At 64.7% G+C, this 26,579-nt stretch carries 22 protein-coding genes, 1 tRNA gene and 4 pseudogenes; 4 read left to right on the top strand and 23 right to left on the bottom strand.

The window, feature by feature from the left end; translation table 11 throughout:
• Nucleotides 1–125 precede the first annotated feature (125 nt).
• Nucleotides 126–1,472, bottom strand: a complete 1,347-nt coding sequence (locus STARVERO_RS05975; protein WP_244616616.1) for a ferredoxin reductase family protein — start codon at nt 1,470–1,472, stop codon at nt 126–128.
• Nucleotides 1,473–1,644: 172 nt separating this feature from the next.
• Between STARVERO_RS05975 and STARVERO_RS05970 the strand changes: the two genes are divergently transcribed.
• Nucleotides 1,645–2,145, top strand: coding sequence for a GNAT family N-acetyltransferase (locus STARVERO_RS05970; protein WP_159598230.1), 501 nt, complete (start codon nt 1,645–1,647; stop codon nt 2,143–2,145).
• 27 nt (nt 2,146–2,172) lie between these two features.
• On the opposite strand, the gene STARVERO_RS05965 is transcribed toward STARVERO_RS05970, so the two are convergent.
• Entirely contained in the window at nt 2,173–2,544 is a 372-nt protein-coding gene (locus STARVERO_RS05965; RefSeq protein WP_159598229.1) for a VOC family protein, read from the bottom strand.
• Nucleotides 2,545–2,616: 72 nt separating this feature from the next.
• Here STARVERO_RS05965 and STARVERO_RS05960 point away from each other — a divergent pair, with 72 nt between their 5' ends.
• The gene (locus tag STARVERO_RS05960; protein WP_244616614.1) at nt 2,617–3,066 is read left to right on the top strand and encodes a MarR family winged helix-turn-helix transcriptional regulator; all 450 of its coding nucleotides are present in this window, start codon (nt 2,617–2,619) and stop codon (nt 3,064–3,066) included.
• A gap of 262 nt (nt 3,067–3,328) precedes the next feature.
• On the opposite strand, the gene STARVERO_RS05955 is transcribed toward STARVERO_RS05960, so the two are convergent.
• From STARVERO_RS05955 to STARVERO_RS05945, 3 genes are all read right to left on the bottom strand, one after another.
• Nucleotides 3,329–5,137, bottom strand: a complete 1,809-nt coding sequence (locus STARVERO_RS05955) for a DUF262 domain-containing protein (protein ID WP_159598228.1) — start codon at nt 5,135–5,137, stop codon at nt 3,329–3,331.
• A 273-nt stretch (nt 5,138–5,410) separates the two neighbouring features.
• Entirely contained in the window at nt 5,411–5,674 is a 264-nt protein-coding gene (locus tag STARVERO_RS05950) for a conjugal transfer protein TraD (RefSeq protein WP_159598227.1), read from the bottom strand.
• Between the two features lies 1 nt (nt 5,675).
• The gene (locus STARVERO_RS05945; RefSeq protein WP_200837896.1) at nt 5,676–6,002 is read right to left on the bottom strand and encodes a conjugal transfer protein TraD; all 327 of its coding nucleotides are present in this window, start codon (nt 6,000–6,002) and stop codon (nt 5,676–5,678) included.
• A gap of 171 nt (nt 6,003–6,173) precedes the next feature.
• Between STARVERO_RS05945 and STARVERO_RS05940 the strand changes: the two are divergent.
• A pseudogene (locus STARVERO_RS05940) lies at nt 6,174–6,377 on the top strand (MobA/MobL family protein); the annotation flags it as partial.
• Here the strand turns inward: STARVERO_RS05940 and STARVERO_RS05935 are convergent.
• The 5 genes and pseudogenes from STARVERO_RS05935 to STARVERO_RS05915 form a co-directional block, all read right to left on the bottom strand.
• Nucleotides 6,372–6,503, bottom strand: a pseudogene (locus STARVERO_RS05935) (GTP-binding protein); the annotation flags it as partial. The pseudogenes STARVERO_RS05940 and STARVERO_RS05935 overlap by 6 nt on opposite strands.
• A 66-nt stretch (nt 6,504–6,569) precedes the next feature.
• Nucleotides 6,570–8,645 (bottom strand): elongation factor G, encoded by a 2,076-nt coding sequence (gene fusA / locus STARVERO_RS05930; protein ID WP_144344642.1) that lies wholly within the window; start codon nt 8,643–8,645, stop codon nt 6,570–6,572.
• Nucleotides 8,646–8,672: 27 nt separating this feature from the next.
• Nucleotides 8,673–9,143: a 30S ribosomal protein S7 gene (rpsG, locus tag STARVERO_RS05925; protein ID WP_144344641.1), complete on the bottom strand. Its 471-nt coding sequence runs from the start codon at nt 9,141–9,143 to the stop codon at nt 8,673–8,675.
• A gap of 11 nt (nt 9,144–9,154) precedes the next feature.
• The gene (gene rpsL, locus STARVERO_RS05920; protein ID WP_018390597.1) at nt 9,155–9,526 is read right to left on the bottom strand and encodes a 30S ribosomal protein S12; all 372 of its coding nucleotides are present in this window, start codon (nt 9,524–9,526) and stop codon (nt 9,155–9,157) included.
• A gap of 480 nt (nt 9,527–10,006) precedes the next feature.
• Nucleotides 10,007–10,489, bottom strand: a complete 483-nt coding sequence (locus tag STARVERO_RS05915) for a MarR family winged helix-turn-helix transcriptional regulator (RefSeq protein WP_422802172.1) — start codon at nt 10,487–10,489, stop codon at nt 10,007–10,009.
• A 207-nt stretch (nt 10,490–10,696) separates the two neighbouring features.
• On the opposite strand from STARVERO_RS05915, the gene STARVERO_RS05910 reads away from it, so the two are divergent.
• Nucleotides 10,697–11,119 carry an organic hydroperoxide resistance protein gene (locus tag STARVERO_RS05910; RefSeq protein ID WP_144344639.1) on the top strand — a complete coding sequence of 141 codons (423 nt, stop codon included), beginning with the start codon at nt 10,697–10,699 and terminating at the stop codon, nt 11,117–11,119.
• A 95-nt stretch (nt 11,120–11,214) separates the two neighbouring features.
• Here STARVERO_RS05910 and rpoC read toward each other — a convergent pair whose 3' ends face one another.
• From rpoC to STARVERO_RS05845, 13 genes and pseudogenes are all read right to left on the bottom strand, one after another.
• Complete coding sequence (gene rpoC, locus STARVERO_RS05905) at nt 11,215–15,405, bottom strand: DNA-directed RNA polymerase subunit beta' (protein ID WP_144344638.1); 4,191 nt, start codon at nt 15,403–15,405, stop codon at nt 11,215–11,217.
• Between the two features lie 125 nt (nt 15,406–15,530).
• Nucleotides 15,531–19,661: a DNA-directed RNA polymerase subunit beta gene (gene rpoB / locus STARVERO_RS05900; RefSeq protein WP_144344637.1), complete on the bottom strand. Its 4,131-nt coding sequence runs from the start codon at nt 19,659–19,661 to the stop codon at nt 15,531–15,533.
• Between the two features lie 287 nt (nt 19,662–19,948).
• Nucleotides 19,949–20,332 carry a 50S ribosomal protein L7/L12 gene (rplL, locus tag STARVERO_RS05895; RefSeq protein WP_144344636.1) on the bottom strand — a complete coding sequence of 128 codons (384 nt, stop codon included), beginning with the start codon at nt 20,330–20,332 and terminating at the stop codon, nt 19,949–19,951.
• Between the two features lie 49 nt (nt 20,333–20,381).
• Complete coding sequence (rplJ, locus tag STARVERO_RS05890; RefSeq protein ID WP_159598224.1) at nt 20,382–20,900, bottom strand: 50S ribosomal protein L10; 519 nt, start codon at nt 20,898–20,900, stop codon at nt 20,382–20,384.
• 484 nt (nt 20,901–21,384) lie between these two features.
• Entirely contained in the window at nt 21,385–22,086 is a 702-nt protein-coding gene (rplA, locus tag STARVERO_RS05885) for a 50S ribosomal protein L1 (protein ID WP_144344634.1), read from the bottom strand.
• A gap of 4 nt (nt 22,087–22,090) precedes the next feature.
• A complete protein-coding gene (rplK, locus tag STARVERO_RS05880) occupies nt 22,091–22,540 on the bottom strand; it encodes a 50S ribosomal protein L11 (RefSeq protein WP_144344633.1) in 450 nt (149 codons plus the stop codon).
• 246 nt (nt 22,541–22,786) lie between these two features.
• Complete coding sequence (locus STARVERO_RS05875; RefSeq protein ID WP_144344632.1) at nt 22,787–23,164, bottom strand: ribbon-helix-helix domain-containing protein; 378 nt, start codon at nt 23,162–23,164, stop codon at nt 22,787–22,789.
• 123 nt (nt 23,165–23,287) lie between these two features.
• Nucleotides 23,288–23,902 carry a DJ-1/PfpI family protein gene (locus tag STARVERO_RS05870; RefSeq protein ID WP_144344631.1) on the bottom strand — a complete coding sequence of 205 codons (615 nt, stop codon included), beginning with the start codon at nt 23,900–23,902 and terminating at the stop codon, nt 23,288–23,290.
• Between the two features lie 172 nt (nt 23,903–24,074).
• Nucleotides 24,075–24,605 (bottom strand): transcription termination/antitermination protein NusG, encoded by a 531-nt coding sequence (nusG, locus tag STARVERO_RS05865; RefSeq protein WP_144344630.1) that lies wholly within the window; start codon nt 24,603–24,605, stop codon nt 24,075–24,077.
• Nucleotides 24,606–24,616: 11 nt separating this feature from the next.
• On the bottom strand, nt 24,617–24,814 hold the full coding sequence (gene secE, locus STARVERO_RS05860; RefSeq protein ID WP_144344629.1) for a preprotein translocase subunit SecE: 198 nt from the start codon (nt 24,812–24,814) through the stop codon (nt 24,617–24,619).
• A 198-nt stretch (nt 24,815–25,012) separates the two neighbouring features.
• A tRNA-Trp gene (locus STARVERO_RS05855) sits at nt 25,013–25,089 on the bottom strand.
• A 173-nt stretch (nt 25,090–25,262) separates the two neighbouring features.
• Nucleotides 25,263–25,898: pseudogene (locus STARVERO_RS05850) on the bottom strand (EF-Tu C-terminal domain-related protein); the annotation flags it as partial.
• 16 nt (nt 25,899–25,914) lie between these two features.
• Nucleotides 25,915–26,538, bottom strand: a pseudogene (locus tag STARVERO_RS05845) (GTP-binding protein); the annotation flags it as partial.
• Nucleotides 26,539–26,579 lie beyond the last annotated feature (41 nt).

Here is a 26,579-nt window from a genome sequence, read left to right as displayed (position 1 = left end):
CTGGCGACGATCTAGGCGTGCTTGGATAAGGGTTCGATCCGAAATACCGCAGCGCCGCATAAAGAACGCATAAAGACGGGGCGGAAGCGCCCTCGCAGGCCCGCTCCCGCCCCGTCCCTCATCACCTACCGGAGCTCGAACAGCTCCTGATGGAACCGGCCTTCGACCGGCATGTCATGGGCGGCGAAGTCGGCCCGCAGCGCAGCGCCGAAGCCGCTGGGACCGCAGAACCACAGGCTCGCCTCCCGCCAGTTCGGCACCGTCTCGCGGATGCGCTTGCCGGTCAGCCGGCCGTGGCGCGCGTCAATCAGCAGATGCAGGCGCACATTCGCCGCCTGGGCATCGCGCGCGAGGCGCTCCAGCGCCGCCTCGTCCACCTCCCGCGTGGTGTGGAACAGGTCGATCTCCGGCCGCACGGCGCCGGGCTCCAGCGCCGCCAGCTCCTTCAGCCGCGCCACGAAGGGAGTGATTCCGATGCCGGCGCCGACCCAGATCTGGTGCGGCAGCCCGTCCTCGAAGGTGAAGCAGCCATAGGGGCCCTCGACGGTGATCTTCTGGCCGACCTTCAGCCGGTCCACCAGCCCGGTCGTGTGATCGCCGAGCTCCTTGGCGATGAAGGTGACGCTCGGTGCGGCCGGGTTCCACGCCGAGGCGATGGTGTAGGGATGCGCGCCCTCGAAGGCGTTCGAGGTGGCGAAGGCGAACTGCCCGGCGGCGTGGCCGCGCCATCCGGGCCCCAGCTTCACCACGGCCTCCAGCGAGCGTACGCCGGGATAATGGCGCAACGCGGCGATCTCGCCGGCGATGCGCCGTCCGGCGCCGATCCGCCCCGCGAGCGAGACGAGGGCCGCATAGCAGCCCGCCAGCAGCAGGATCGCCATCACCGGCCCGAGCGGGGTCGTCCACATGCCGTAGTCGAGCAGCACCACGGCATGGAACGCCAGCACGAGATAGGCGACCGGGACGAGCCGGTGGCTGTAGCGGAAGACGTGGTAGGGAATGAGCTTGATCAGTGCGATCAGCAGCAGCGCGACGACGGTGTAAAAGGCCCATTCGCCCAGCCCCTCGGCGGTGCCCCGCAGGTCGAGCAGGAACTGGTGGTCCGGATCGGTGATCTCCGGCCGCGGGCCGCGGCTCGGGCGCTCAAGCAGGCCGAAGCCGACCGCCCATTTCGGCCCCTGCGACCACAGCCAGTGGAACACCGCCAGTCCCAGCGCGCCGATGCCCAGCCATTTGTGCAGCCGGTACATCTTGTCGAGGCCGCCTAGCCGCGCCTCCGGCCAGCGCGGCCGCAGCGACAGCACCATCGCCACGCTCATCGCCGCCATCGCCACAACACCGGAGAGCTGCACCATCTGTCCGCGCAGCGCGAAGAAATTCCCGGCGGCGAAGATGCCGGGATTCAGTGCCAGCCAGAACAGGCCGAGCACGATCCAGAAGCCCCAGAACAGGCGGTTGTTGGCGCGCGTCATCATCGTCTCCCTTGCGCATCCGGTTACTATCCGCGCTTGGTAGTCCCGGCGCCATGACGCGGGTCAATTCAGGGGAGAAGAAGAGCGATGCGGCGCGCTCGAAACAAGGCCGACCTTGTCAGCAGCACGCACTCGATTACCGTGCGCGCCACCCGAGTTCAGAAAGCATGACATGTTGATCCGTAACGAAACCGCCGGCGATATCCCCGCAATCAGCCGGCTCGTCACCGAAGCGCTCCGGATGCTGGCGCAATCCACCGGAACCGAGGCGGGCATCGTCGAGAAGCTCCGCGCGGAGGGCGGGCTCAGCCTCTCGCTCGTGGCCGAGGAGGACGGCGAGGTGATCGGCTATCTCGCCGCCTCGCCAGCGCGAATCGAGACTCGGGATGGCTGGAGCCTGATCGGTCCGCTGGTCGTCTTGCCGTCGAGACATCGCGAGGGCATCGGCAGCGCCCTGATGGCGGAGGCCCTGCGCCGGCTGCGGGCGACCAGCCGGGGCGCGGCGCTGGTGGGCGACCCCGCCTATTACGCCCGGTTCGGCTTTCGGGCGTTCCCCGGTCTGGGCGTGACTGGCTGTCCTCCCGAGGTGGTTCAGGCCCTGCCCTTCGACGGCACTGAGCCACGCGGGGAGCTGATTCATCACCCGGCATTCGGCCTGAACCAGAAGGGTTGACCAAAGGCCCGGCCGCTTCATTCCCCCTCAGGATGGCGCGACCGTATGGGCCGTGATCGCGTAGCCGAACGGATCGCGGAACGCGAAATAGCGGCCGAACGGTCCATCCTTGGGCGCGAAGAGAATGGGCACGCCCTGCTCGATCAGATGGTCGTGCAGGGCGTCGGCGTCATCACAGCCGAACCAGATGGCAATGCCCTCACCGAGCTTGTCCGTATCTCCGAGGTCGACCACGGGGGTGCGGACGGCGAACGGTATCGGCTTGGTGTCGAACACCACGGCCCCCGGAGGGCTCTTGGCGGCGACCTTCAGCCCCACGACGTCCGCGTAGAATTTCCGTGCCGCTTCGAGATCTTCGGCTTGGATACCGATGAAATCGGGTCCGATCAGATGGGGCATGAATGGGCTTTCCCTAGGCTATGCGAGCCGGTTAATATCAGGAGGCTGATACATAGTTATAAGGGCCCTTATATGTCAAGACGCAAGGTCGGCGCGCAGATGGACGATCCGTACGCGACGATCGGCTTTGCGTTGAAGCAGGCTCAACAGGCGCTTCGCACCCGGCTGGATGGCGGACTGCGTGAGATGGGGCTGACGACGCCCCAATATGCGGTGCTCGCCTTCCTGGAAGTCGAACCGGGTGCCTCGAACGCCGCGCTCGCGCGCCGCGCCTTCGTGACTCCGCAGACCATGCAGGCCATCCTGGTCGGGCTCGAGCGTTCCGGCTTAATCGCGCGGACACCCCATCCCGAACACGGGCGCGTTCAGACGACCGAACTGACGGCCCTCGGCCGTAGCGCCCTCGAGGCCGCCTCCGGGATCGTGGCCGATGCGGAGACGCGGCTGCGGAACGCCGCGTCACCTCTTGATCCCTCGATGGTCACGGCACTGCTGCTACGCCTCGCGGAGGCACTCCGTTGAGCCGCTAACGCCGGATGCCCGGTTCTTGCCGAAAGCGGGCCCGTGACGCCGGCCGGAACGGCAAAATGCCCTCTTCACAAGCTGACGATCGCGCGATCTGCGGGGGCCTCCGCGGCGTAGCGGTTGCAGGTTTCGAGGAGAAAGCGGCGGACACGCGCAAGGCGAAATGGCGGGCCGCGACCGATAGTGATGAGCACTACGTTTTCGCTGTGGCCCTACGATGAACGCAAATTCCTCAACCAACGAAGAGCCCGGGTGGCTCCTACGAGAGGCTGGGCACCAGCAATTCAGGGGCAGGTCCAGTTGCCTGTTCCACCACTTCACGCGAAAGCAGCTTCGTCAGGCGTCCTCGGATGCGCTCACGCCGGGCGTTGTAGAACGTCATGAACTCTGTGGCGGATGTGGGTGGCGTGCCAAGGTCGTGACGGTCCAGGAACGCCTGCCTTTGCACCTCATCGGCGAACGTGGCTTTCAGCCAATCGGCAGGCAACGAGTCGTTCTTCGAGACATTCAACAGGCCCTCCAACAGTTGGAGGTTCGCCAGCCTATCACGAACGGCGAGACAAGCATCGATGGTGTCGTGATCGCACCCCACCCTCTCCAAGCGCCGCCGCTGAAGCTGGCTTTTGGGGAAGAAGTGGTCGACGTGGTGCAACTGACGAACGTCGATGAAGGGGTAGAGCAGCGACAGTAGCGGGAACATCCGCCGATCACCGTATTCCATGTCGAGGAGATCGTCGATTTCCTCCGGCCCAAACGAAAGGGATTTTCCTCGCCCAGCCATGACCTTTTCGAGTTGATCGGCCGGGAATGCGTCGTGGTCCTCGCGAATAACATCGCGCAGGGCTGTGAGAAGGGTATCGAGCCCACTGCCCCAGATGCCGGAGGACTTGAGCAGAGATCGGATCAGCCAGCTACGGATTGTGTCACGCTCACCGGCGAAGCTCGGATGGGTCAGCCAATTCGCCGCGGGCTTACGCTTGTAAAGGTAGTAGGCGACTGGGAGCAGAGCACTGTCGGCACGCAGCGTTTGCTCATTCAGACCGAAGGACGCGGCGAGCTCGACCGTGAGCACCAACGCCCTTCGGACATCGGCCCAAACTCCTTCCAGGACGCCCATATTGCCGCGGTTGAAGTTCTCGACTTTGAAGCCAACGCTGGCGATGTCGGCTAGCATCAGCCCGGCCTTCAGAACGAAATCCTTGGATAGATTGAAGCCCGCGCCGATCCGGTTGATCTCGTCAACGAGGCCGTGAATTTCCTGCCGGGCATCGAGTTTTGACCATTGGGCAATAGCGATGCTGAGAAGGAGGTCAGAGTAGGACAACACGGTGCCGCCCGAATTCATGCGGATGAAAATCCGTAGTACACGGTCAAGCTCCTGACTCTTCTCCGTGTAGAAAGTAAGATTCGGAGCGGTGTGCACGACGTTGAAGAGCCGATGAAGGGCACGGCTGGCACCGGCATGAAGGTCCTTCCCAAGGCCACGTTCTTGGAACTTCGTAAACAGCCACTCGGACAACTGAGAATTATCGGCTACACCCAGAATGTCAGGCACTGGATACCATAGGCTTGCCTCATCAAAGGCGGCTTTGTCGGATTCTATAAAGCGGAAACTGAAGGCTTCTCCCTCCTCATCCTCGCCGCCGGCCGCCAATAGATCGAGGTGAAGCGTCCGGCGCGGGAATGCGTGGGGATTCGTTCGCCATTTGTTAGGCTCCTTGATCGCCATCGAGCCACGAAGCCCAATATTGAGGGCCGTCAGCCGCTGCTGGCCGTCCAACACCGCCGTCAATTCGCGGTTAGGCAGCGAGCCCAACTCTGGGCAGTGGGCGGCATCCCGCGCATGATAGTGCTGGACGAAGCCATAAAACTTGAACTGTGCGCTCTTTTCGGGTTCGACCTTCCAGAACAAAAATGTCCCGAACGGGTAGCCTTGCATCAGACTGTCGAAAAGGCGGCAAATCTGTTCGGGCCGCCACACAAACTCGCGCTGTATGGCAGGCAGCACGTATAGATTTTTGCTGACGGACTCCAATGCGTCCTTGATGGTGAGTCCCGACTGATACATCCGCCCCCTCCTGTTTGTCCGCCTTCCCGAACAGGCTGGCGAGCGAGCCATGCGGGCGGATGCTGCTATGCCAGCATCGTGGGCTATGTGGCCTTATAGTGAAAGTCCGTCCGATTCCTACCTCCTTAATGATACTGGCGGCGCCGCCGGGAGTCACTATGATGCAAAAGACGAAGCCGTGTAGGGGGATGCACCGCATTGCGTTCCAAGCAGACCGATGGCGGGCAGCGCTACGATATGTAGGGTATCCGCGCCACCCGTGATCGGGTCTGGTCAATCCGGTGGGATCTGCCTTGACAGGATGGGTTTTGCTCCCTCTCGCTCAGCCATGAACGCCTGTTTCCCCTTCGCGGCCCACAGCGCCAACGCCTTGTCGCGTTCATCGCTTTTGAGCTTATCGGCCATCCAGAGGAGCGCGCCGTAGATGACGGAGCGATCATCGCCGGTCAGGTTCACGATGCCCGCCTTGACGACGAGACCGCCGAGTTCGATCAGGTGCCGCGTTCTCTTTCGCCGCTCGACCTGCCATGTCCGCATGTCATGCCGCGCCCGCGCCGCCTGATGCCGATTGCGTGCCGCCCGGTTGCGACGGAGCGCCGTTAGCATCGCGGTCAGCCGATGGCGCAGATCGCCGCGTCCGGCCCTGAAAGAACGCGGCCCCGCGTTTCGCCCATGCCTCCCTCTTTCCGGCATCTTTCGTCTCCGCCAGCACGATCAGCGCGCCCGCCAGTTCGTCGGCGGTGAGCGCGTCGGCTCCGGTCGAGATGACCAGTTCGCCAAGCTGCTGCAGCTTGCGATTCTTCAGGTCTTGCGCCTTGCCCTCCAGCGCCTTCAGTTCCGCGTCAAAGTCCCGTGGCCTGCGCATCATGTCCTCCATAAGCTGTCGATGGAGCGATGATAGTTTCGCACTGGCCGGAATGCTTCTGTGTTACCGGGACGGTCTGGAACGGCGCGGATCATCCCGAGAAATTCATTTCGAGGGCGCGCTTATACGTCGTTCCGACGTGCGCTTGAAGGCAGTATCTGGTCGGTCGCCATGGCGATCTACCATTTCTCCGTTCAGGTCATCGGACGCGCGGTGGGCCGCAGCGCGGTCGCTGCCGCCGCCTACCGCTCGGCCTCCCGGCTGCGCGATGACCGGCTGGGCCGTGACCACGACTTCTCCAACAAGCCGGGCGTCGTCCATTCCGAGGTGATGTTGCCGGAAAACGCCCCAGAGCAATGGAACGACCGCGAACGTCGCGCCGCCCGTCTCCGCAAGAACCTTCGTGATCGCCGCCGTCAACGACGTCTTGCCATGGTCAACATGGCCAATCGTCCCAATGTTGCAGTGAGGCTTCGAACGGTTGAACTTCTCTTTGGCCACGGGGCTCTCCGTCGGTCTTTATTCGATGTTGATACGAATTCGCTTCAGAAACTCAGGCCTTCCGCATCACGCGTACTTGGCCTGAACCTCCTGCGCGACGTTCGACGGCACCTGCTCGTAGTGGTCGAACTGCATGGTGAAAGTCGCACGGCCCTGCGAGAAGGACCGGAGCGTATTGACGTAGCCGAACATGTTGGCGAGCGGCACCATCGCGTTCACGACGTTGGCGTTACCACGCATGTCCTGGCCCTGGATCTGGCCGCGGCGGGAGTTGAGGTCGCCGATGACCGAACCGGTGTAGTCTTCCGGGGTGACGACCTCGACCTTCATGATCGGCTCGAGCAGCACCGGACCGCCCTTCTGCAGGGCTTCGCGGAAGGCCGCACGCGAGGCGATTTCGAAGGCCAGGGCCGACGAGTCGACTTCGTGATAGGCGCCGTCGATGAGGGTCACCTTGACGTCCACCACCGGGAAGCCGGCGAGCACGCCGTTACCGAGCACGCTCTCCAGACCCTTGTTGACGCCCGGGATGTACTCCTTGGGCACCGCGCCGCCGACGATCGCGCTTTCAAAGGCAAAGCCCTTGCCGACCTCGTTCGGCTCGACGATGAACTTCACCCGGGCGAACTGACCGGTACCGCCGGTCTGCTTCTTGTGGGTGTAGTCGACCTCGGTCTTCTTGGTGATCGTCTCGCGGTAAGCGACCTGCGGGGCGCCGATGTTGGCGTCGACCTTGTAGGTGCGCTTCAGGATATCGACCTTGATGTCGAGATGCAGTTCGCCCATGCCCTTGAGGATGGTCTGGCCGCTCTCGTGATCGGTCGACACGCGGAAGGACGGGTCCTCCGCCGCCAGCTTCGACAGGGCGATGCCCAGCTTCTCCTGGTCGGCCTTCGACTTCGGCTCGATCGCGATCTCGATGACGGGCTCGGGGAACTCCATCTTCTCGAGGATCACGGGCTTGGCCGGATCGCAGAGCGTATCACCGGTGCGGACTTCCTTGAGGCCGGCGAGAGCGACGATGTCGCCCGCATAGGCTTCCTTGATGTCTTCGCGGTTGTTCGCATGCATGAGCAGCATGCGGCCGACGCGCTCGCGCTTGTCGCGGGTCGAGTTCAGCAGGCCCATGCCGGTCTCGAGCTTGCCCGAGTAGACGCGGCAGAAGGTGATCGTGCCGACGAAGGGGTCGTCCATGATCTTGAACGCGAGAACCGACAGCGGCTCGGAATCGGACGGCTTGCGATCCGTCTCTTCTTCCGTGTTGAAGTCGATACCCTTGATCGCGCCACGATCGATCGGGCTCGGCAGGAAATCGCACACCGCGTCGAGCAGCGGCTGCACGCCCTTGTTCTTGAAGGCCGAACCGCAGAAGACCGGGTTGAACACGCGGCCGATGACGGCCTTGCGGATGAGCTTCTTGAGGGTCTCCTCGTCGGGCTCGACGCCCTCGAGGTAGTTGCTCAGCGCATCGTCGTCGAGCTCGACCGCCGCCTCGACCAGCTTGCCGCGATATTCGGCAGCCTTGTCGGCAAGATCGGCCGGGATCTCCTCGTCGTGATACTTCGCGCCGAGCTCTTCATTGTCCCACACGACCGCCTTCATGCGGACGAGGTCAATGATGCCCTTGAAATTGTTCTCCGAGCCGATCGGCAGCTGGCAGCAGACCGGCTTGCCGTCCACGCGGTCGATGATCATCTCGACGCAGCGATAGAAATCGGCACCGGTCTTGTCCATCTTGTTGACGAACACGATGCGCGGCACGTTGTACTTGTCGGCCTGGCGCCAGACGGTCTCGGTCTGGGGCTCGACGCCCTGGTTGCCGTCGAGCACGCAGACGGCGCCGTCGAGCACGCGCAGCGAACGCTCGACTTCAATGGTGAAGTCAACGTGGCCGGGAGTGTCGATGATGTTCAGGCGCTTGCCATGCCAGAAAGCGGTCGTCGCGGCCGACGTGATGGTGATGCCGCGCTCCTGCTCCTGGGTCATCCAGTCCATGGTGGCGGCGCCATCATGGACTTCGCCGATCTTGTGGCTCTTGCCGGTGTAATAAAGGATCCGCTCGGTCGTAGTGGTCTTGCCGGCATCGATGTGAGCCATGATGCCGAAGTTGCGGTAGTCTTCGATAGCGTGCGTGCGCGACATATCAGATCCTCGTCCCGGCTCTCGTCATCACCAGCGGTAGTGAGAGAAGGCGCGGTTCGCCTCGGCCATGCGGTGCGTGTCTTCACGTTTCTTCACGGCGGTGCCGCGATTGTTCGAGGCGTCGAGCAGCTCGCCCGACAGACGCTCGACCATGGTCTTCTCGTTGCGGCCGCGAGCAGCCGTGATCAGCCAGCGGATGGCCAGCGCCTGACGGCGCTCGGGACGCACCTCGACCGGAACCTGGTAGGTGGCGCCGCCGACGCGACGGGAACGCACCTCGATGGCCGGGCTCACATTGTCGAGCGCCTGGGTGAACACGCCCAGCGGCTCCGCCTTAGCGCGGTTCTCGACCAGGTCGAGCGCACCATAGACGATAGCCTCAGCAACCGACTTCTTGCCGTCATACATGACGGCGTTCATGAAGCGGCTCAGCACCTCGGACCCGAACTTCGGATCCGGCGTGACTTCGCGGCGCTCTGCACGATGACGACGGGACATCGCTCAAATCCTCACTTCGGCCGCTTGGCGCCGTACTTCGAACGGCGCTGCTTACGATTCTTGACGCCCTGCGTATCGAGCACGCCGCGCAGGATGTGATAGCGCACGCCCGGAAGATCCTTGACGCGGCCGCCGCGGATCATCACCACGGAGTGTTCCTGCAGGTTGTGCCCCTCGCCGGGGATGTAACCGATGACTTCGTAGCCATTGGTCAAACGAACCTTGGCGACCTTACGAAGCGCCGAGTTCGGCTTCTTCGGGGTCGTCGTGTAGACGCGGGTGCAAACGCCGCGCTTCTGCGGGCTGGCCTGCAGCGCCGGAACCTTGTTCCGGGCCTTCTGGGCTTCCCGCGGCTTGCGGATCAGCTGGTTGATCGTCGGCACGTGTCTCGCCTTCGTCTCGCGGCGCTCGGACTGAAGAAGCCCTGCGCTAACCCAATTTCCGCGGCCACAACCGCATTCTTGGCTCTCAACGGATCGGAACCGTCAGCTCGACCCAGGCCCATCGGCCCGCTCCGACATGGCTGCGAACGAAAGAAGCGCCGCCGGCCAGTTCCTGGCCGAGGGCGCTGTACGTTCAGAGGATCACGCGGACGGTTGGATCAACCGCCGGAATGCGCGATCATGCGCCGGATTTGGTCGTGCATGCGTCCCGGCAGCGTCTTGGGATTCTCTGTCCGGACAAGGCGTCCGAACGCGGTAATTCCAACCGCCTGCCGTGAAAGTAGGCGCCTTCTACGCGCCGACTCGCCTTTCGTCAACCCCGAACTGCGATTTCACGCGCTCACAGCCCCGTGCGAGCCGTTGTAGACGTTAGATTTCGTCCCATAGGCCCCGGACGCAATTAACGAATAAGGCGATTGATCATACCGGGTTGGCGGCGGCAGTGGAATCACCTCCGGCCGAATCCGCGCCGCGAACGGCGTCGAAAGCGGAGCGAATCCCCTTGAGTTCGTCGCGCAGGGCCAGGAGATCCGGCAAGGCGCGCCCCGACGCGCAGAGCAGCGCCTGGGGAATCGCCCTCGCCTTCTCCTGAAGAGCCCGACCCGCGTCCGTCAGACCGATGATGAGCTGGCGCTCATTATCGGGATTCCGCCGGCGCGTCACCAGCCCCATGGCCTCCAGCCGCTTGAGCAACGGCGTGAGGGTGCTCGGATCGAGGAACATCCTGTCGGCGATTCCGCCGACGGTCTCCTCCCCCGCCTCCCACAGCACCAGCATGACCAGATATTGCGGATAGGTCAGGCCAAGCGGCTCCAGCAGCGGCCGATAGCTGCGCATCACGGCATGGGTTGCCGAATAGAGGGCGAAGCAGAACTGCCCCTCCAAACTGCGGCCGTCATCCATCCCTGTCATGTCCCTCTCCTGCTCGGTCCTGGCGGCTTCCGGCCGCGATGCGGTATCGCCTCCGCCCTCTGTACTATCTAGATAATAGTTTGCGCGATAATTTTTAGATGGACAATGGTTGGAGAACGATCTATTGGAATTTGTATCGCACGCGATATTTTATCGCAAACTGAGCAGAAGCCGGCATTTCACGCCAAGGAGTTCACCATGAAGGTTCTCTACAAGACCCAGGCAACCGCCACCGGTGGTCGCACCGGTTCCGCCGCCACCTATGACGGCGCGCTCAAGGTCGATCTCGTCACCCCGAAGGAACTCGGCGGACCCGGCGGCGCCGGCAACAACCCGGAGCAGCTCTTCGCCGCCGGCTATTCCGCCTGCTTCCTCGGCGCGGTGAAGTTCGTCGCCAGCCAGCTGAAGATCAAGGTGGCGGACGACAGCACCGTCACCGCCGATGTCGGCATCGGGCCTCGCGACGACGGCCAGGGCTTCGGTCTCGACGTGGCGCTCACCATCTCTTTGCCGGGTATCGAGCGTTCGGTCGCCGAGGATCTCGTCAACCGCGCCCACATCGTCTGCCCCTACTCCCACGCCACGCGCGGCAGCCTCGACGTCCGGCTGACCGTCGCCTGAGCGATCCGACCCAGCCGCACCAGATACGCAAATGAAAAGGGCCGCTCCCGGAGGAGCGGCCCTTCTTCTTTGTCAGGCTTTCGCTGCTGGACCGATCACTCGGCGGCGGCGGGACCTTCGATCTGCGGCGCGTTGCTCGCGACGTTGTCCTGCTCGTTCTGCGCAGCGATCAGATCGTCGCGGGTCGTGGCCGTGACACGCAGCTTGGACATCTGGGCGCCGGTGCCGGCCGGGATGAGACGGCCGACGATGACGTTCTCCTTCAGGCCGGCGAGGTCGTCGGACTTGCCGTTGACCGCCGCTTCGGTGAGCACGCGCGTCGTCTCCTGGAAGGAGGCGGCGGAGATGAACGAGCGGGTCTGCAGGCTCGCCTTGGTGATGCCGAGCAGGACCGGATGACCGGACGCGGGCTTCTGGCCCTCGGCGATCAGCCGCTCGTTGAGCTCGTTCAGCTCCGCGACGTCGACCTGCTCGTTGGTGAGCAGATCGCTGTCGCCGGCGTCGTCGATCTCGACCTTCTGCAGCATCTGGCGAACGATCACCTCGATGTGCTTGTCGTTGATCAACACGCCCTGCAGCCGGTAGACCTCCTGGATCTCGTTCACGAGATAGGCGGCGAGTTCCTCGACGCCCTTGATCGCCAGGATGTCGTGCGGCGCCGGGTTGCCGTCGACGATGAAGTCGCCCTTCTCGACGAGGTCGCCATCCTGCAGATGGATGTGCTTGCCCTTCGGGATCAGATACTCGGCCGCATCGTCGGTCGAATCCTGCGGCTCGATGGAGAGGCGGCGCTTGTTCTTGTAGTCCTTGCCGAAGCGGATCGTGCCCGAGATCTCGGCGATGATCGCCGCATCCTTCGGACGACGGGCCTCGAACAGCTCCGCCACGCGCGGCAGACCGCCCGTGATGTCGCGGGTCTTGGCGCTTTCCATCGGCACACGGGCAAGAACGTCACCTGCCTTGATGTGAGCACCCGGGTCGGCCGAGAGAATGGCGTCGACCGGCAGCGTGTAGCGGGCGTCGCCGCCGCGCTGCAGCTTGAGCACCTTGCCGTCCGGCCCCTTGACGACCAGCGACGGACGCAGCTCCGAGCCGCGGCCCGTGCGCCAGTCGGTGACGACGCGCTTGGCGATGCCGGTCGACTCGTCGACCGTCTCGCTCAGCGAGGCGCCTTCCACTAGGTCCTCGTAGCCCACCGTGCCCTCGACCTCGGTGAGGATCGGGCGGGTGTAGGGGTCCCACTCGGCGATGCGCTGGCCGCGCTTGATCGTGTCGCCCTCGTCCACCTTCAGCTTGGCGCCGAACTGGATGCGGTGCGCCGCCTTCTCCGAGCCGTCGTGATCGACGATCAGGACGGAGAGGTTGCGGCTCATCGCGATCAGTTCGCCTTCCGAGTTCCGCACCACGTTGCGGTTGCGGATCTTCACCGTGCCCTCGAAGGAAGCCTCGATGAAGGACTGCTCGGACAGCTGCGCCGCGCCACCGATGTGGAAGGTGCGCATGGTGAGCTGGGTGCCCGGTTCGCCGATCGACTGCGCCGCGATGACGCCCACGGCCTCGCCGATGTTCACCGGCGTACCGCGCGCGAGGTCACGGCCGTAGCAGGTGCCGCAGACGCCGTTCTTGGCCTCGCAGGTGAGCACGGAGCGGATCTTGATCTCCTGCACGCCCGCCTTGGTGATGCGCTCGACATCGGCCTCGTCGATCATGTGGCCTGCCGGGATGAGCACGTTGCCCGTGCCGCCCTCGATCACGTCTTCCGCCGTGGTGCGGCCAAGGACGCGCGAGCCCAGCGTCGCAACGATCTGGCCGGCGTCGACGATGGCACGCATGGCGATGCCGTTGTCGGTGCCGCAATCGCGGATCGTGATGATGCTGTCCTGCGCCACGTCGACCAGACGACGGGTCAGATAGCCCGAGTTCGCGGTCTTCAACGCGGTGTCCGCGAGGCCCTTACGAGCGCCGTGGGTCGAGTTGAAGTACTCGAGAACCGAGAGGCCTTCCTTGAAGTTCGAGATGATCGGCGTCTCGATGATCTCGCCCGACGGCTTGGCCATCAGGCCGCGCATGGCCGCGAGCTGACGCATCTGCTCGCGCGAACCACGGGCGCCCGAATGGGCCATCATGTAGATCGAGTTGATCGGCTTGGCCCGGCCCGTCTTGGGGTCGGTCTTCACCGCCGAAATCTCGGCCATCATCTCGTCGGCCAGACGCGCGGAGCACTTGCCCCAGGCGTCCACGACCTTGTTGTACTTCTCGCCCTGGGTGATCAGGCCGTCATTGTACTGCTGCTCGTACTCCTTGGTGAGAGCACGGGTCTCTTCGACCATGTCCCACTTCTTGGAGGGCACCACCATGTCGTCCTTGCCGAACGAGATGCCGGCGCGGAAGGCGTTGGAGAAGCCGAGCGTCATGATCCGGTCGCAGAAAATGACCGTCTCCTTCTGACCGCAGTGGCGGTAGACGGTGTCGATCATGTTCGAGATTTCCTTCTTGGTCATCAGCTTGTTGACGACGTCGAAGGTGGTCTTCGGATTCTTCGGCAGCAGCTCGCCGAGCTTCATGCGGCCCGGCGTGGTCTCGTAGATCTTCGAGGCCGGGTTACCGTCCTCGTCCACGCCGATATAACGCCCGCGCACCTTGGTGTGCAGCGTGATGACCTTGTTGGCCAGCGCGTGGTCGATCTCGCCCATGTTGGCGAAGGCCATGCCCTCGCCGGGCTCGCCGTCGCGCATCATGGTCAGGTAGTACAGGCCGAGCACGATGTCCTGCGACGGCACGATGATCGGCGCGCCGTTTGCGGGGTGCAGGATGTTGTTGGTCGACATCATCAGCACGCGCGCTTCGAGCTGCGCCTCGATGGACAGCGGCACGTGCACCGCCATCTGGTCGCCGTCGAAGTCCGCGTTGAAGGCGGCGCAGACCAGCGGGTGAAGCTGGATCGCCTTGCCTTCGATCAGCACGGGCTCGAACGCCTGGATGCCCAGGCGGTGCAGCGTCGGGGCGCGGTTCAGCATCACCGGATGCTCGCGGATCACCTCGTCGAGGATGTCCCACACCTCGGGACGCTCCTTCTCGACGAGCTTCTTCGCCTGCTTCACGGTGGCGGACAGGCCCTTCGCGTCGAGGCGCGAATAGATGAAGGGCTTGAACAGCTCCAGCGCCATCTTCTTCGGCAGGCCGCACTGGTGCAGCTTCAGCTCGGGACCGACAACGATCACCGAACGGCCGGAATAGTCGACGCGCTTGCCGAGCAGGTTCTGGCGGAACCGGCCCTGCTTGCCCTTCAGCATGTCGGCGAGCGACTTCAGCGGGCGCTTGTTGGCGCCGGTGATGACGCGGCCGCGGCGGCCGTTGTCGAACAGCGCATCGACCGCTTCCTGAAGCATGCGCTTCTCGTTGCGGATGATGATGTCCGGCGCCTTCAGCTCGATCAGCCGCTTCAGGCGGTTGTTGCGGTTGATGACGCGGCGGTACAGGTCGTTGAGGTCGGAGGTCGCGAAGCGGCCTCCGTCCAGCGGGACGAGCGGGCGCAGGTCCGGCGGGATGACGGGGACGTGCGTCAGGATCATCCACTCCGGCTTGTTGCCGGACTCCTGGAAGGCCTCGACGATCTTCAGGCGCTTGGCGAGCTTCTTCGGCTTGAGCTCGGTGGTCGCCTCGGCGATCTCCTTGCGCAGGTCGCCGGCGATCTTCTCGAGGTCCATGCCGCGCAGAATCTCGCGGATCGCCTCCGCGCCGATCAGCGCGGTGAACGAGTCGTCGCCATACTCTTCCTGGGCGCGCAGATAGTCCTCTTCCGAGAGGAGCTGACGCTCCTTCAGCGGGGTGAGGCCCGGCTCGATGACGCAGTAGTACTCGAAGTACAGGATGCGCTCGAGGTCCTTGAGCGTCATGTCGAGCAGCAGGCCGATGCGGCTCGGCAGCGACTTCAGGAACCAGATGTGCGCGACGGGGGCGGCGAGCTCGATGTGGCCCATGCGCTCGCGGCGCACACGCGACAGCGTGACCTCGACGCCGCACTTCTCACAGATGATGCCCTTGTACTTCATGCGCTTGTACTTGCCGCACAAGCACTCGTAATCCTTGATCGGGCCGAAGATACGCGCGCAGAACAGACCGTCACGCTCGGGCTTGAACGTGCGGTAGTTGATCGTCTCCGGCTTCTTGATCTCACCGAAGGACCACGACAGGATCTTTTCCGGACTCGCGATCGAGATCTTGATCTGATCGAAAGTCGGCGCCGGCGCCGCCGGGTTGAAGAGATTCATGACCTCTTGATTCATCGCCGTCTCCTTCGGCTGGACCCCGGCACCGCCGCCGCGTGTGCCTGTGGTCACTGAAAAGTCTGGTCTATCGAGCGGTCGAAAGGGGCGGACGCCGCGTCGGCGCCCGCCCCCCTGTCAGTCGGTCATTCGGCCGCCGGCAGGCTCTCGCCCGGGGTCGGCACCGCCGAGTGGGTCTTGGAGTTCATCAGCTCGACGTTCAGGCCGAGCGAACGCATCTCCTTCACGAGAACGTTGAAGCTCTCGGGAATACCCGCCTCGAAGGTGTCGTCGCCACGGACGATCGCCTCGTAGACCTTGGTGCGTCCCGCCACGTCGTCCGACTTGACGGTCAGCATCTCCTGCAGCGTGTAGGCCGCGCCGTAAGCCTCGAGCGCCCACACCTCCATTTCGCCGAAGCGTTGGCCGCCGAACTGCGCCTTGCCGCCCAGCGGCTGCTGGGTGACGAGCGAGTACGGGCCGATCGAGCGCGCATGGATCTTGTCGTCGACAAGATGATGCAGCTTCAGCATGTAGATGTAGCCGACCGTCACCTTACGGTCGAACTGCTCGCCAGTCCGGCCGTCGAACAGCGTCGACTGCGCGGACTTGTCGAGACCCGCCAGCTCCAGCATGTGCTCGATGTCCGCCTCGCGGGCGCCGTCGAACACCGGAGTGGCGATCGGCACGCCGCGGCGCAGGTTCGATCCCAGCTCGACCAGACCTTCCTCGTCGAGCGAGGCGACGGTCTCGTCCTTGCCGTAGATCTTGCCGAACGCATCCTTCAGCGGCGCGACGTCGTTGGTCTGCCGGTAGCTCTCGATGGCGCGGTCGATGACCTTGCCGAGACCCGCGCAGGCCCACCCCAGATGCGTCTCCAGGATCTGGCCGACGTTCATGCGCGACGGCACGCCCAGCGGGTTGAGCACCATGTCGACCGGCGTGCCGTCCTCGAGGAACGGCATGTCCTCCACGGGGACAATGCGCGAGACCACGCCCTTGTTTCCGTGACGGCCGGCCATCTTGTCGCCCGGCTGGATCTTGCGCTTCACCGCGATGAAGACCTTGACCATCTTCATCACGCCGGGCGGCAGCTCGTCGCCGCGCTGCAGCTTCTCGACCTTGTCGAGGAACCGCTGCTCGAGACGCTTCTTGGACTCGTCGTACTGGTTGCGGATCGCTTCCAGCTCGCCCATCAGGTGATCGTCGGCAACCGCGAACTGCCACCACTGGCTGCGCGGGTACTCGGTCAGCGCCGAACGGGTGAGGACGGTGTCCTTCTTGAAGCCCTTCGGGCCGGCGACGCCGGTCTTCCCGTCCAGCATCTCGGCCAGGCGGCCGAAGACGTTGCGGTCGAGAATGGCCTGCTCGTCGTCGCGGTCCTTGGCGAGACGCTCGATCTCCTCGCGCTCGATCGCCTGGGCGCGCTCGTCCTTGTCGACGCCGTGGCGGTTGAACACGCGGACCTCGACGACCGTGCCGGTGACGCCCGGGGGAACGCGCAACGAGGTGTCGCGCACGTCGGCCGCCTTCTCGCCGAAGATGGCGCGAAGCAGCTTCTCTTCCGGGGTCATCGGGCTCTCGCCCTTCGGCGTGATCTTGCCGCAGAGGATGTCGCCCGCCTGCACTTCGGCGCCGATATAGACGATGCCGGCTTCGTCCAGGTTCTTCAGCGCCTCTTCCGACACGTTCGGAATGTCGCGCGTGATTTCCTCCGGACCCAGCTTGGTGTCGCGGGCCATCACCTCGAACTCCTCGATGTGGATCGAGGAGAAGACGTCGCCCTTGGAGATGTTCTCCGACAGCAGGATCGAGTCTTCGAAGTTGTAGCCGTTCCACGGCATGAAGGCGACGAGGATGTTCCGGCCGAGCGCGAGATCGCCGAGGTCGGTCGAGGGACCGTCCGCGATGATGTCGCCCTTCGCCACGCGGTCGCCCACGCGCACCAGCGGACGCTGGTTGATGCAGGTCGACTGGTTGGAGCGCTGGAACTTCTGCAGCCGGTAGATGTCGACGCCCGACTTCGACGGATCGTTCTCTTCCGTCGCGCGGATGACGATACGGGTGGCGTCCACCTGGTCGATGACACCCGTCCGGCGCGCGGCGATGGCCGCGCCCGAGTCACGGGCGACCACGGACTCCATGCCCGTGCCGACGAAGGGCGCATCGGCGCGAACCAGCGGCACCGCCTGGCGCTGCATGTTCGAGCCCATCAGCGCGCGGTTCGCGTCGTCGTTCTCGAGGAACGGGATGAGCGCGGCCGCGACCGAGACGAGCTGCTTCGGCGACACGTCCATGAAGTCGACGCGGTCCGGCGTCACCAGCAGCACGTCGCCGGCGTGACGGCAGACGACGAGGTCCTCGGTGAAGCGGCCTTCCGCGTCGAGCGGGATGTTGGCCTGCGCGACGTAGTACTTCCCCTCCTCCATGGCGGAGAGATAGACCACCTCGCCCTGGACCTGGCCGTCGCGCACGCGGCGGTAGGGCGCCTCGATGAAGCCGTACTTGTTCACGCGGGCGAAAGTCGCCAGCGAGTTGATCAGGCCGATGTTCGGGCCTTCCGGCGTCTCGATCGGGCAGATGCGGCCATAGTGCGTCGGGTGCACGTCGCGCACCTCGAAGCCGGCGCGCTCGCGCGTCAGACCGCCCGGGCCAAGCGCCGAGAGACGGCGCTTGTGGGTGATCTCCGACAGCGGGTTGGTCTGGTCCATGAACTGCGAGAGCTGCGACGAGCCGAAGAACTCGCGCACCGCCGCCGCCACCGGCTTGGCGTTGATCAGGTCCTGCGGCATCACGGTGTCGATGTCGACGGACGACATGCGCTCCTTGATGGCGCGCTCCATGCGCAGCAGGCCGACGCGGTACTGGTTCTCCATCAGCTCGCCGACGGAGCGGACGCGGCGGTTGCCGAGATGGTCGATATCGTCGATCTCGCCCTTGCCGTCGCGCAGTTCGACCAGCGTCTTGATGACCGCGAGGATGTCCTCGCGGCGCAGCACGCGCACCGTGTCCTCGGCGTCGAGGTCGAGGCGCATGTTCATCTTCACGCGGCCGACCGCGGAGAGGTCGTAGCGCTCGGCGTCGAAGAACAGCGAGTGGAACATCGCCTGCGCGGAATCCAGCGTCGGCGGCTCGCCCGGACGCATCACGCGGTAGATGTCGAACAGCGCGTCCTCACGGGTGAGGTTCTTGTCGACCGCCAGCGTATTGCGGATGTAGGCGCCCACGTTCACATGGTCGATGTCGAGGATCGGAAGCTCGTCATAGCCGAGTTCCGAGAGCTGCTTCAGCATCTTCTCGGTGACTTCCTCACCAGCCTCGACATAGATCTCGCCGGAGGTCGGGTTCACCAGATCCTCGGCCACATACTGGCCGACCATCTCCTCGTCGGAGATCTTGAGGGCCTTGAGGCCCTTCTCGGCGAGTTGGCGGGCCTGGCGGACCGTCACCTTCTTGCCGGCCTCGATCACGACTTCGCCGGTGTCGGCGTCGACGAGATCGGCCACGGCCTTGTAGCCCTTCATCCGCTTGGGATCGAACGGCATGCGCCAGCCGTCCTTCGTGCGGGTGAAGGTGATGGTCTCGTAGAAGGTGTTGAGGATCTCCTCGCCGTCGAGACCGAGGGCGAACAGGAGGCTCGTCACCGGAATCTTGCGACGGCGGTCGATGCGCGCATACACGATGTCCTTGGCGTCGAACTCGATGTCGAGCCAGGAACCGCGATACGGGATGATGCGGGCGGCGAAGAGCAGCTTGCCCGAGGAGTGGGTCTTGCCCTTGTCGTGGTCGAAGAACACGCCCGGCGAACGGTGCATCTGCGAGACGATGACGCGCTCGGTGCCGTTCACGATGAAGGTGCCGTTCATCGTCATCAGCGGGATGTCGCCCATATAGACATCCTGCTCCTTGATGTCCTTGACGGACTTGGAGCCGGTATCCGGATCGACATCGAACACGATGAGGCGCAGCGTCACCTTCAGCGGCGCGGCAAACGTCATGCCGCGCTGGCGACACTCGTCCACGTCATATTTCGGCGGCTCGAACTCATAGCGGACGAATTCGAGCATGGCAGCGCCCGAAAAGTCCGAAATCGGGAAAACCGATTTGAAAACCGCCTGAATGCCGTCGTCCGCGCGACCGCCCTTCGGCTCTTCGATCTGCAGGAACTGGTCGTAGGATGCCTTCTGAACCTCGATGAGGTTCGGCATCTCAGCCACTTCCTTGATCTTGCCGAAGAACTTGCGGACCCGCTTACGACCGGTGAACGTCTGCGCCATGTCGCTCCTCGCTCCGTCCGAGTATCCGTCCGCGCCACCCACGATCCGACGGGCAGGCCCCGCCGGCCGTCCGTGGAGGCGCATGATCGCGAAACAATCGGTCAGGGATACGGCGTCGTAACGCCGGCCCTGTCGACCATTCCGCACCGACGGCTCGCCGGACGACCCTTGGCGGGATCGTCGGGGAAGCCGTCGGGCTTCCCTTCGTCGCCTTCAGGCAGAACCCGAAGACACACGCCCGAAGGCAGAGGCCGCCGGCGAACCGGCGGCCCCACGTGATCAGGAGATCACTTGAGCTCGACCTTGGCGCCAGCCTTCTCGATCTGGGCCTTGATCTTCTCGGCCTCGTCCTTGGCAACGCCTTCCTTGATCGGCTTCGGCGCGCCTTCGACGAGGTCCTTGGCTTCCTTGAGGCCCAGGCCGGTGATGGCGCGGACTTCCTTGATGACCTCGATCTTCTTGTCGCCGGCCGAAGCCAGGACAACGGTGAACTCGGTCTGCTCTTCGGCAGCCGCGGCGCCGCCGCCGGCAGCCGCGCCCGGGGCAGCGGCCACGGCCACGGCGGCCGCAGCGGAAACGCCCCACTTCTCTTCGAGGAGCTTCGCGAGCTCGGCAGCCTCGAGGACGGTCAGGTTGGAAAGCTCGTCAACGAGCTTCGACAGATCAGCCATTTTACTTAAGTCCTTGGATTTCGGTTCGAACCAGTATTACCGGGAAGCCTCACGCGGCTTCGTTCTCGCGGCTGTAGGCCCCGAACACGCGGGCGAGCTTCGCCGCCGGCGCGGTGCTGAGCTGGGCGATCTTGGTCGCCGGGGCCTGGATGAGGCCAACCAGCTTCGCACGCAGTTCATCGAGGGACGGCAGGGTGGCCAGAGCCTTCACACCATCCACATTCAGGGCCGTCGTGCCCATCGCTCCGCCGAGGATGACGAACTTGTCGTTCGCCTTGGCGAAGTCGACGGCAACCTTCGGAGCCGCTACAGGATCGCTGGAATAAGCGATGATGGTCGGACCCTTGAGCAGGGACGCGACGTGAGCGACATCCGAACCTTCGAGAGCGATCTTGGCGAGGCGGTTCTTCGCCACCTTCACGGTCGCACCGCTCGCCTTCATCTGCCGGCGCAGGGCCTGCATCTGGGCGACGGTGAGGCCGGAATAGTGGGCCACGACGACGACCGAAGTGCTCTTGAACACCTCGGACAGCGACGTGACGAGCTCTTCTTTTTGTGCTCGATCCACTTCACTTGCTCTCCGGTGGCGAGGAAGAGGACCTTCCCCGCCGGGTTTGCGCCTTGCCGCCCCTCCTCGCGGAGAGACGACGGTTAGTATCCTGTCCCCCTGGGACCGGAAAACCGGCCAAGGCGCTGGTTCGAGCCGAAAGCCAAGTCCCGACACGCCGGAACCCTTCTTCGGTCCGTACCCCGTCTATGCTGGCCCCGGAATGGGATTAAGCCACCTCCGAAGAGGGGCACCGGCAGTCTCGGACAGGACTTAAAGCCGGCAGGGCGAACCCTGCCGGCCTCTCCGCCCGGTTTTACGCGGGCGAAAGCTTGAGAATCTCATCGGCCCACCCTCGACTCGTCATCGAGAGCGAAACCGCCCATATAGTGGGTCCTTCGGGATTTGTCACCCCTGATAGCATCAAGGGCTTGACAAATCCACATCGCCGCGATCACGGGGCCGCGACCGGCCCCGCTCCCGCGCCGCGTCTTGCGACTGGCGATCAGCCAGCCACCAGGACGCTCGCCGGCTCGATCTTCAGGCCGGGGCCCATGGTCGAGGACAGCGCGATGCGCTGGACATAGGTGCCCTTGGCGCCGGTCGGCTTGGCCTTGACTACCGCGTCGGCAAAGGCGCGGATGTTCTCGGCGAGCTTGTCGACCGGGAAGGAGGCCTTGCCGATGCCGGCGTGGATGATGCCCGCCTTCTCGACGCGGAACTCGACCGCGCCGCCCTTGGCGGCTTCCACGGCACCCTTCACGTCCATGGTGACGGTACCGACCTTCGGGTTCGGCATCAGGCCGCGCGGGCCCAGCACCTTGCCGAGACGGCCGACCAGCGGCATCAGGTCCGGGGTCGCGATGCAGCGATCGAAATCGATCGTACCGCCCTGAATGGTCTCGAGCAGATCCTCGGCGCCGACGATGTCGGCACCCGCCGCCTTGGCCTCGTCGGCCTTGGCGCCGCGCGCGAACACCGCGACGCGGACCGTACGGCCCGAGCCGTTCGGCAGGTTGCACACGCCACGGACCATCTGGTCGGCGTGACGGGGATCGACACCGAGATTCATCGCCACTTCGATGGTCTCGTCGAACTTGGCGGTCGCGCGCTCCTTCAGGAGAGCGATCGCCTCATCGAGGCCGTACAGCTTCGCGGGGTCAACACCCTCGCGCACGGCGCGCAAACGCTTGGAAACATTGGCCATCAGCTCAACCCACCACTTCGAGGCCCATGGAACGGGCGGAGCCCTCGATCATGCGGACCGCCGATTCGACGGTGTCGCAGTTCAGATCCTTCATCTTTTTCTCGGCGATGTCCGCGAGCTGGGCGCGCGTGACCTTGCCGGCGAAGCCGCCCTTGCCCGGGGTCTTGGAACCGGAGCCGGGCTTCTTCTTCGTGTCGAGGCCGGCGGCCTTCTTCAGGAAGTAGGAGACCGGGGGGGTCTTCAGCTCGAAGGTGAAGGAACGGTCCTGATACGCGGTGATCACGACCGGGATCGGCATGCCCTTTTCCATCTGGCCGGTCTGCGCGTTGAACGCCTTGCAGAACTCCATGATGTTCAGGCCGCGCTGACCGAGCGCGGGGCCAATCGGCGGCGCAGGGTTGGCCGAGCCGGCCGGCACCTGCAATTTGACGTAGCCGGTGATCTTCTTCGCCATAGTGGCCTCCTCGGCGGCGCGACTGCCGGTCGCAAACGCCAAAGCACACCGTCGCGACGGCTTCATCGCGGGCGGCGTATATTGAGGATCGCGGTCGCGGCACGTTTTTCACGCCGGCTGGCGAACCGGCCGTGCCTCCCGCGTATGAATGCACCCCGAGGGATGCAGGCGCTCCGTTATAGCAATTCGCGCGCCAACGCAATCGCCGGCCTCCGGGACGAGCGCATCGCCGTGCCGGACAGGAGATCAGGCGGCGGAGGACAAGCTGCGCCGCCGGCCGGTCCGCCGGGCCTCGCGGGCGAGGATCGCATCGGCGTCGAGGCTGCGGATCGGCGTGCCGAGGTCGCGCGGGACGTCGCCCTCGAGCTGAAGCGCGAGGTAGCGCCCGCAGCAGACCCGCAGGAAGGAGGCGAAATTCTCGACCCCGCCATGGGTGAAGACCAGCTCCTCATGCAGCTTGGCGAGCAGCTGGGGCAGGCTCATGCCGTCGCGCTGGGCGATCTCCTCCAGCACCTGCCAGTAGAGGTTCTCCAGCCGCACGCTGGTCGAGAAGCCGTTGAGGCGCACGGACTTCAGCCGCGTCTGCCAGAGGCGCGGGTCGGCCTCGATGAAGAGCTTGCACATGAAGCGCCTCCCCTCGACGGCGGAGCCTCGCGCCCCGCCGCATCATCATAGCCGGGATCGTCCCGGGCGCGAAGGCAGGCTCACGCGAGCGTGCGCGGGCCCGCCCCGCCTTGTGCTGCCGCCCTACGCGGCCGCCTTGCGCGCCGTATTCACCTCGCCATGGGCGATGGTGGTGCCGAGCACGGTCAGGAACTGGGCGATCCAGGCCGGATGCGCCGGCCACGCCGGAGCGCTGACGAGATTGCCGTCCGTCACCGCCGCGTCGATGGCGATGTCGGCATAGGTGCCGCCGGCGAGCTCCACCTCCGGCTTGCAGGCCGGATAGGCCGAGCAGGTGCGCCCTTCCAGCACACCCGCCGCCGCGAGCAGCTGCGCGCCGTGGCAGACGGCGGCGACCGGCTTGTTCGCCGTGAAGAAGTGGCGGACCATGTCGAGAGCGCGCGCGTTGAGCCGCACATATTCCGGCGCCCGGCCGCCGGGGATCACCAGCGCGTCGTAGCGGGCCGGGTCGACATCGGCAAAGGTCGCGTTCAGCGCGAAATTGTGCCCGCGCTTCTCCGAGTAGGTCTGGGCGCCCTCGAAGTCGTGGATGGCGGTGGCGATGCTGTCGCCCGCCTTCTTGTCCGGGCAGACGGCATGCACGGTGTGACCAACCGCGAGCAGCGCCTGGAACGGCACCATGGTCTCGTAATCCTCGGCATAGTCGCCGACGATCATCAGGATGCGCTTGCCAGCCATTCGATCCTCCCTTGTTGCGCCATTACAGGCGGCGTGGCTCGCGGGAGGATAGGACGCGCGGCAGCCGCCCGGGTGTTAACCCGCTAACGCGGCCGTTGCCGCCGGACGAGGCGCAAAGAAAAAGGCGCGGACCCAGCCGCGCCTTTGACGAATTCCGCTTTGCGAATGCCGCTCAGGTCTTCTCGACCTGCCCGTATTCCAGCTCGACCGGCGTGGCGCGGCCGAAGATCGACACGGCCACCTTGAGGCGCGAGCGGGCGTCGTCGACTTCCTCGACGATGCCATTGAACGAGGCGAAGGGGCCGTCCGACACCTTGACCGTCTCGCCGACCTCGAAGGTGATCGAGGGCTTGGGCCGCTCGATGCCTTCCTGCACCTGCTGAAGGATGCGCATGGCCTCCTTCTCGGCAATCGGCATCGGCTTGTTGTCGGCGCCCAGGAAGCCGGTGACCTTCGGCGTGTTCTTGATGAGGTGGAAGGCCTCGTCGGTCAGGTCCATCTTCACCAGCACATAGCCGGGGAAGAACTTGCGCTCGGCGTCGACCTTGCGGCCGCGGCGCACCTCGACGACCTTCTCGGTCGGAACCAGCACCTGCTCGAACAGGTCGTTCAGCCCACGCTGCGCCGCCTGCTCCTTGATGGATTCGGCGACCTTCTTCTCGAAGTTCGAATAGGCGTGGACGATGTACCAGCGCATCGGCATCGCGTCTCTCCTCACCGGCCGATCTGAAGGATCTGCGCGATGGCAAAGCTCAGGATCTGGTCGGCGACCAGAAAGAACAGCGAGGCCAGCACCACCATGACGAACACCATCGCCGTGGTGATCAGCGTCTCGCGGCGGGTCGGCCAGGTGACCTTGCGGGCTTCCGCGCGGACCTGCTGAAAGAACTCGACCGGGTTCGTCTTCGCCATGCTCGTCTCGAAACGCCTCTGATGCGGCCCGCGCCAAACGTGTGACATTGGCGCGCCGGCCTGCAGTATGTCGTTGCGAGCCCCCTTGCGGACAACCCGTAACGCAACCGTCCAAATGCACGAAGCGGGCGTATAGCCCGCAAAGCTGCCTCGCGTCAAAGGACGTTTGCCGCCTTGCCCGCCATCCGACCGAAGGGATGGCAGGAGTGGAGGGACTCGAACCCCCAACCCCCGGTTTTGGAGACCGGTGCTCTAACCAGTTGAGCTACACTCCTAAAGAAGCGGACCGGGGCATCGCCCAAATCGCCCGCTTCTCGAATCGCGAGGCACTATAGCCGGCGGCGCACGAAGGTCGAGGTGCTGTACCGCCGGTATCAACAGCCCGGCGCATCGGCGCCGGGTGTTCAGGCCGGAACGGGATGCGCCGGGCGCATCCCGTCTTAATCGATCACTCGATGATGGCGGCGACGACGCCGGCGCCGACGGTGCGACCGCCTTCACGGATGGCGAAGCGCAGCTTCTCTTCCATCGCGATCGGCACGATCAGCTGCACGTCCACCGAGATGTTGTCGCCCGGCATCACCATTTCCGTGCCTTCCGGCAGCGTCACCACGCCCGTCACGTCCGTCGTGCGGAAGTAGAACTGCGGGCGGTAGTTGGTGAAGAACGGCGTGTGACGGCCGCCCTCTTCCTTCGTCAGGATGTACGCCTCGGCCTTGAACTTCGTGTGCGGCTTCACCGAACCCGGCTTGCACACGACCTGGCCGCGCTCGACGTCCTCGCGCTTCGTGCCGCGCAGCAGCACGCCCACATTGTCGCCCGCCTGGCCCTGATCGAGCAGCTTGCGGAACATCTCGACGCCGGTCACCGTCGTCTTCACCGTCGGGCGGATGCCCACGATCTCGACTTCCTCGCCGACCTTCACGATGCCGCGCTCCACGCGACCCGTCACCACCGTACCGCGGCCCGAGATCGAGAACACGTCCTCGATCGGCATCAGGAACGGCTGGTCAACCGGACGCTCCGGCTGCGGGATGTAGGCGTCGACCTGCGTCATCAGCTCGAGGATCGCGTCGCGGCCGAGCACCGCGGCCCGAGATCGAGAACACGTCCTCGATCGGCATCAGGAACGGCTGGTCAACCGGACGCTCCGGCTGCGGGATGTAGGCGTCGACCTGCGTCATCAGCTCGAGGATCGCGTCGCGGCCGAGCACCGGATCGCCGTTCTCCAGCGCCACAAGCGCCGAGCCGCGCACGATCGGGATGTCGTCGCCCGGGAAGTCGTACTTCGACAGAAGCTCGCGAACCTCGAGCTCCACCAGCTCCAGAAGCTCCGGATCGTCGACCATGTCGCACTTGTTCAGGAACACCACCAGCGCCGGAACGCCGACCTGGCGCGCCAGGAGGATGTGCTCGCGGGTCTGCGGCATCGGGCCGTCCGCCGCCGACACCACCAGGATCGCGCCGTCCATCTGCGCCGCGCCCGTGATCATGTTCTTCACGTAGTCCGCGTGGCCGGGGCAGTCGACATGCGCGTAGTGACGGTTGTTGGTCTCGTACTCGACATGCGCCGTCGAGATCGTGATGCCGCGAGCCTTCTCCTCCGGCGCCTTGTCGATCTGGTCGTACGCCGTGAACGTCGCGCCGCCCGTCTCCGCAAGAACCTTCGTGATCGCCGCCGTCAACGACGTCTTGCCATGGTCAACATGGCCAATCGTCCCAATGTTGCAGTGAGGCTTCGAACGGTTGAACTTCTCTTTGGCCA

Source organism: Starkeya nomas (genome assembly GCF_902703545.1).
Classification (GTDB): Bacteria; Pseudomonadota; Alphaproteobacteria; order Rhizobiales; family Xanthobacteraceae; genus Ancylobacter; species Ancylobacter moscoviensis.
Note: the sequence above shows the minus strand (reverse complement) of the source record. Positions and strands in the feature narration are given on the sequence as shown.

Excerpts from the sequence above, each read along its gene's own strand:
- rpsG (WP_144344641.1), bottom strand. The coding sequence starts at position 9,143 with ATGTCCCGTCGTCATCGTGCAGAGCGCCGCGAAGTCACGCCGGATCCG.
- STARVERO_RS05945 (WP_200837896.1), bottom strand. The coding sequence starts at position 6,002 with ATGCGCAGGCCACGGGACTTTGACGCGGAACTGAAGGCGCTGGAGGGC.
- rplL (WP_144344636.1), bottom strand. The coding sequence starts at position 20,332 with ATGGCTGATCTGTCGAAGCTCGTTGACGAGCTTTCCAACCTGACCGTC.
- STARVERO_RS05915 (WP_422802172.1), bottom strand. The coding sequence starts at position 10,489 with ATGGATGACGGCCGCAGTTTGGAGGGGCAGTTCTGCTTCGCCCTCTAT.
- STARVERO_RS05975 (WP_244616616.1), bottom strand. The coding sequence starts at position 1,472 with ATGACGCGCGCCAACAACCGCCTGTTCTGGGGCTTCTGGATCGTGCTC.
- rplK (WP_144344633.1), bottom strand. The coding sequence starts at position 22,540 with ATGGCGAAGAAGATCACCGGCTACGTCAAATTGCAGGTGCCGGCCGGC.
- rpoC (WP_144344638.1), bottom strand. The coding sequence starts at position 15,405 with ATGAATCAAGAGGTCATGAATCTCTTCAACCCGGCGGCGCCGGCGCCG.
- STARVERO_RS05870 (WP_144344631.1), bottom strand. The coding sequence starts at position 23,902 with ATGGCTGGCAAGCGCATCCTGATGATCGTCGGCGACTATGCCGAGGAT.
- STARVERO_RS05910 (WP_144344639.1), top strand. The coding sequence starts at position 10,697 with ATGAAGGTTCTCTACAAGACCCAGGCAACCGCCACCGGTGGTCGCACC.
- STARVERO_RS05970 (WP_159598230.1), top strand. The coding sequence starts at position 1,645 with ATGTTGATCCGTAACGAAACCGCCGGCGATATCCCCGCAATCAGCCGG.
- STARVERO_RS05955 (WP_159598228.1), bottom strand. The coding sequence starts at position 5,137 with ATGTATCAGTCGGGACTCACCATCAAGGACGCATTGGAGTCCGTCAGC.
- fusA (WP_144344642.1), bottom strand. The coding sequence starts at position 8,645 with ATGTCGCGCACGCACGCTATCGAAGACTACCGCAACTTCGGCATCATG.
- STARVERO_RS05875 (WP_144344632.1), bottom strand. The coding sequence starts at position 23,164 with ATGTGCAAGCTCTTCATCGAGGCCGACCCGCGCCTCTGGCAGACGCGG.
- rplA (WP_144344634.1), bottom strand. The coding sequence starts at position 22,086 with ATGGCCAATGTTTCCAAGCGTTTGCGCGCCGTGCGCGAGGGTGTTGAC.
- rpoB (WP_144344637.1), bottom strand. The coding sequence starts at position 19,661 with ATGGCGCAGACGTTCACCGGTCGTAAGCGGGTCCGCAAGTTCTTCGGC.
- STARVERO_RS05965 (WP_159598229.1), bottom strand. The coding sequence starts at position 2,544 with ATGCCCCATCTGATCGGACCCGATTTCATCGGTATCCAAGCCGAAGAT.
- nusG (WP_144344630.1), bottom strand. The coding sequence starts at position 24,605 with ATGCCGATGCGCTGGTACATCGTCCACGCCTATTCGAACTTCGAGAAG.
- STARVERO_RS05960 (WP_244616614.1), top strand. The coding sequence starts at position 2,617 with ATGTCAAGACGCAAGGTCGGCGCGCAGATGGACGATCCGTACGCGACG.
- STARVERO_RS05950 (WP_159598227.1), bottom strand. The coding sequence starts at position 5,674 with ATGCGGACATGGCAGGTCGAGCGGCGAAAGAGAACGCGGCACCTGATC.
- secE (WP_144344629.1), bottom strand. The coding sequence starts at position 24,814 with ATGGCGAAGACGAACCCGGTCGAGTTCTTTCAGCAGGTCCGCGCGGAA.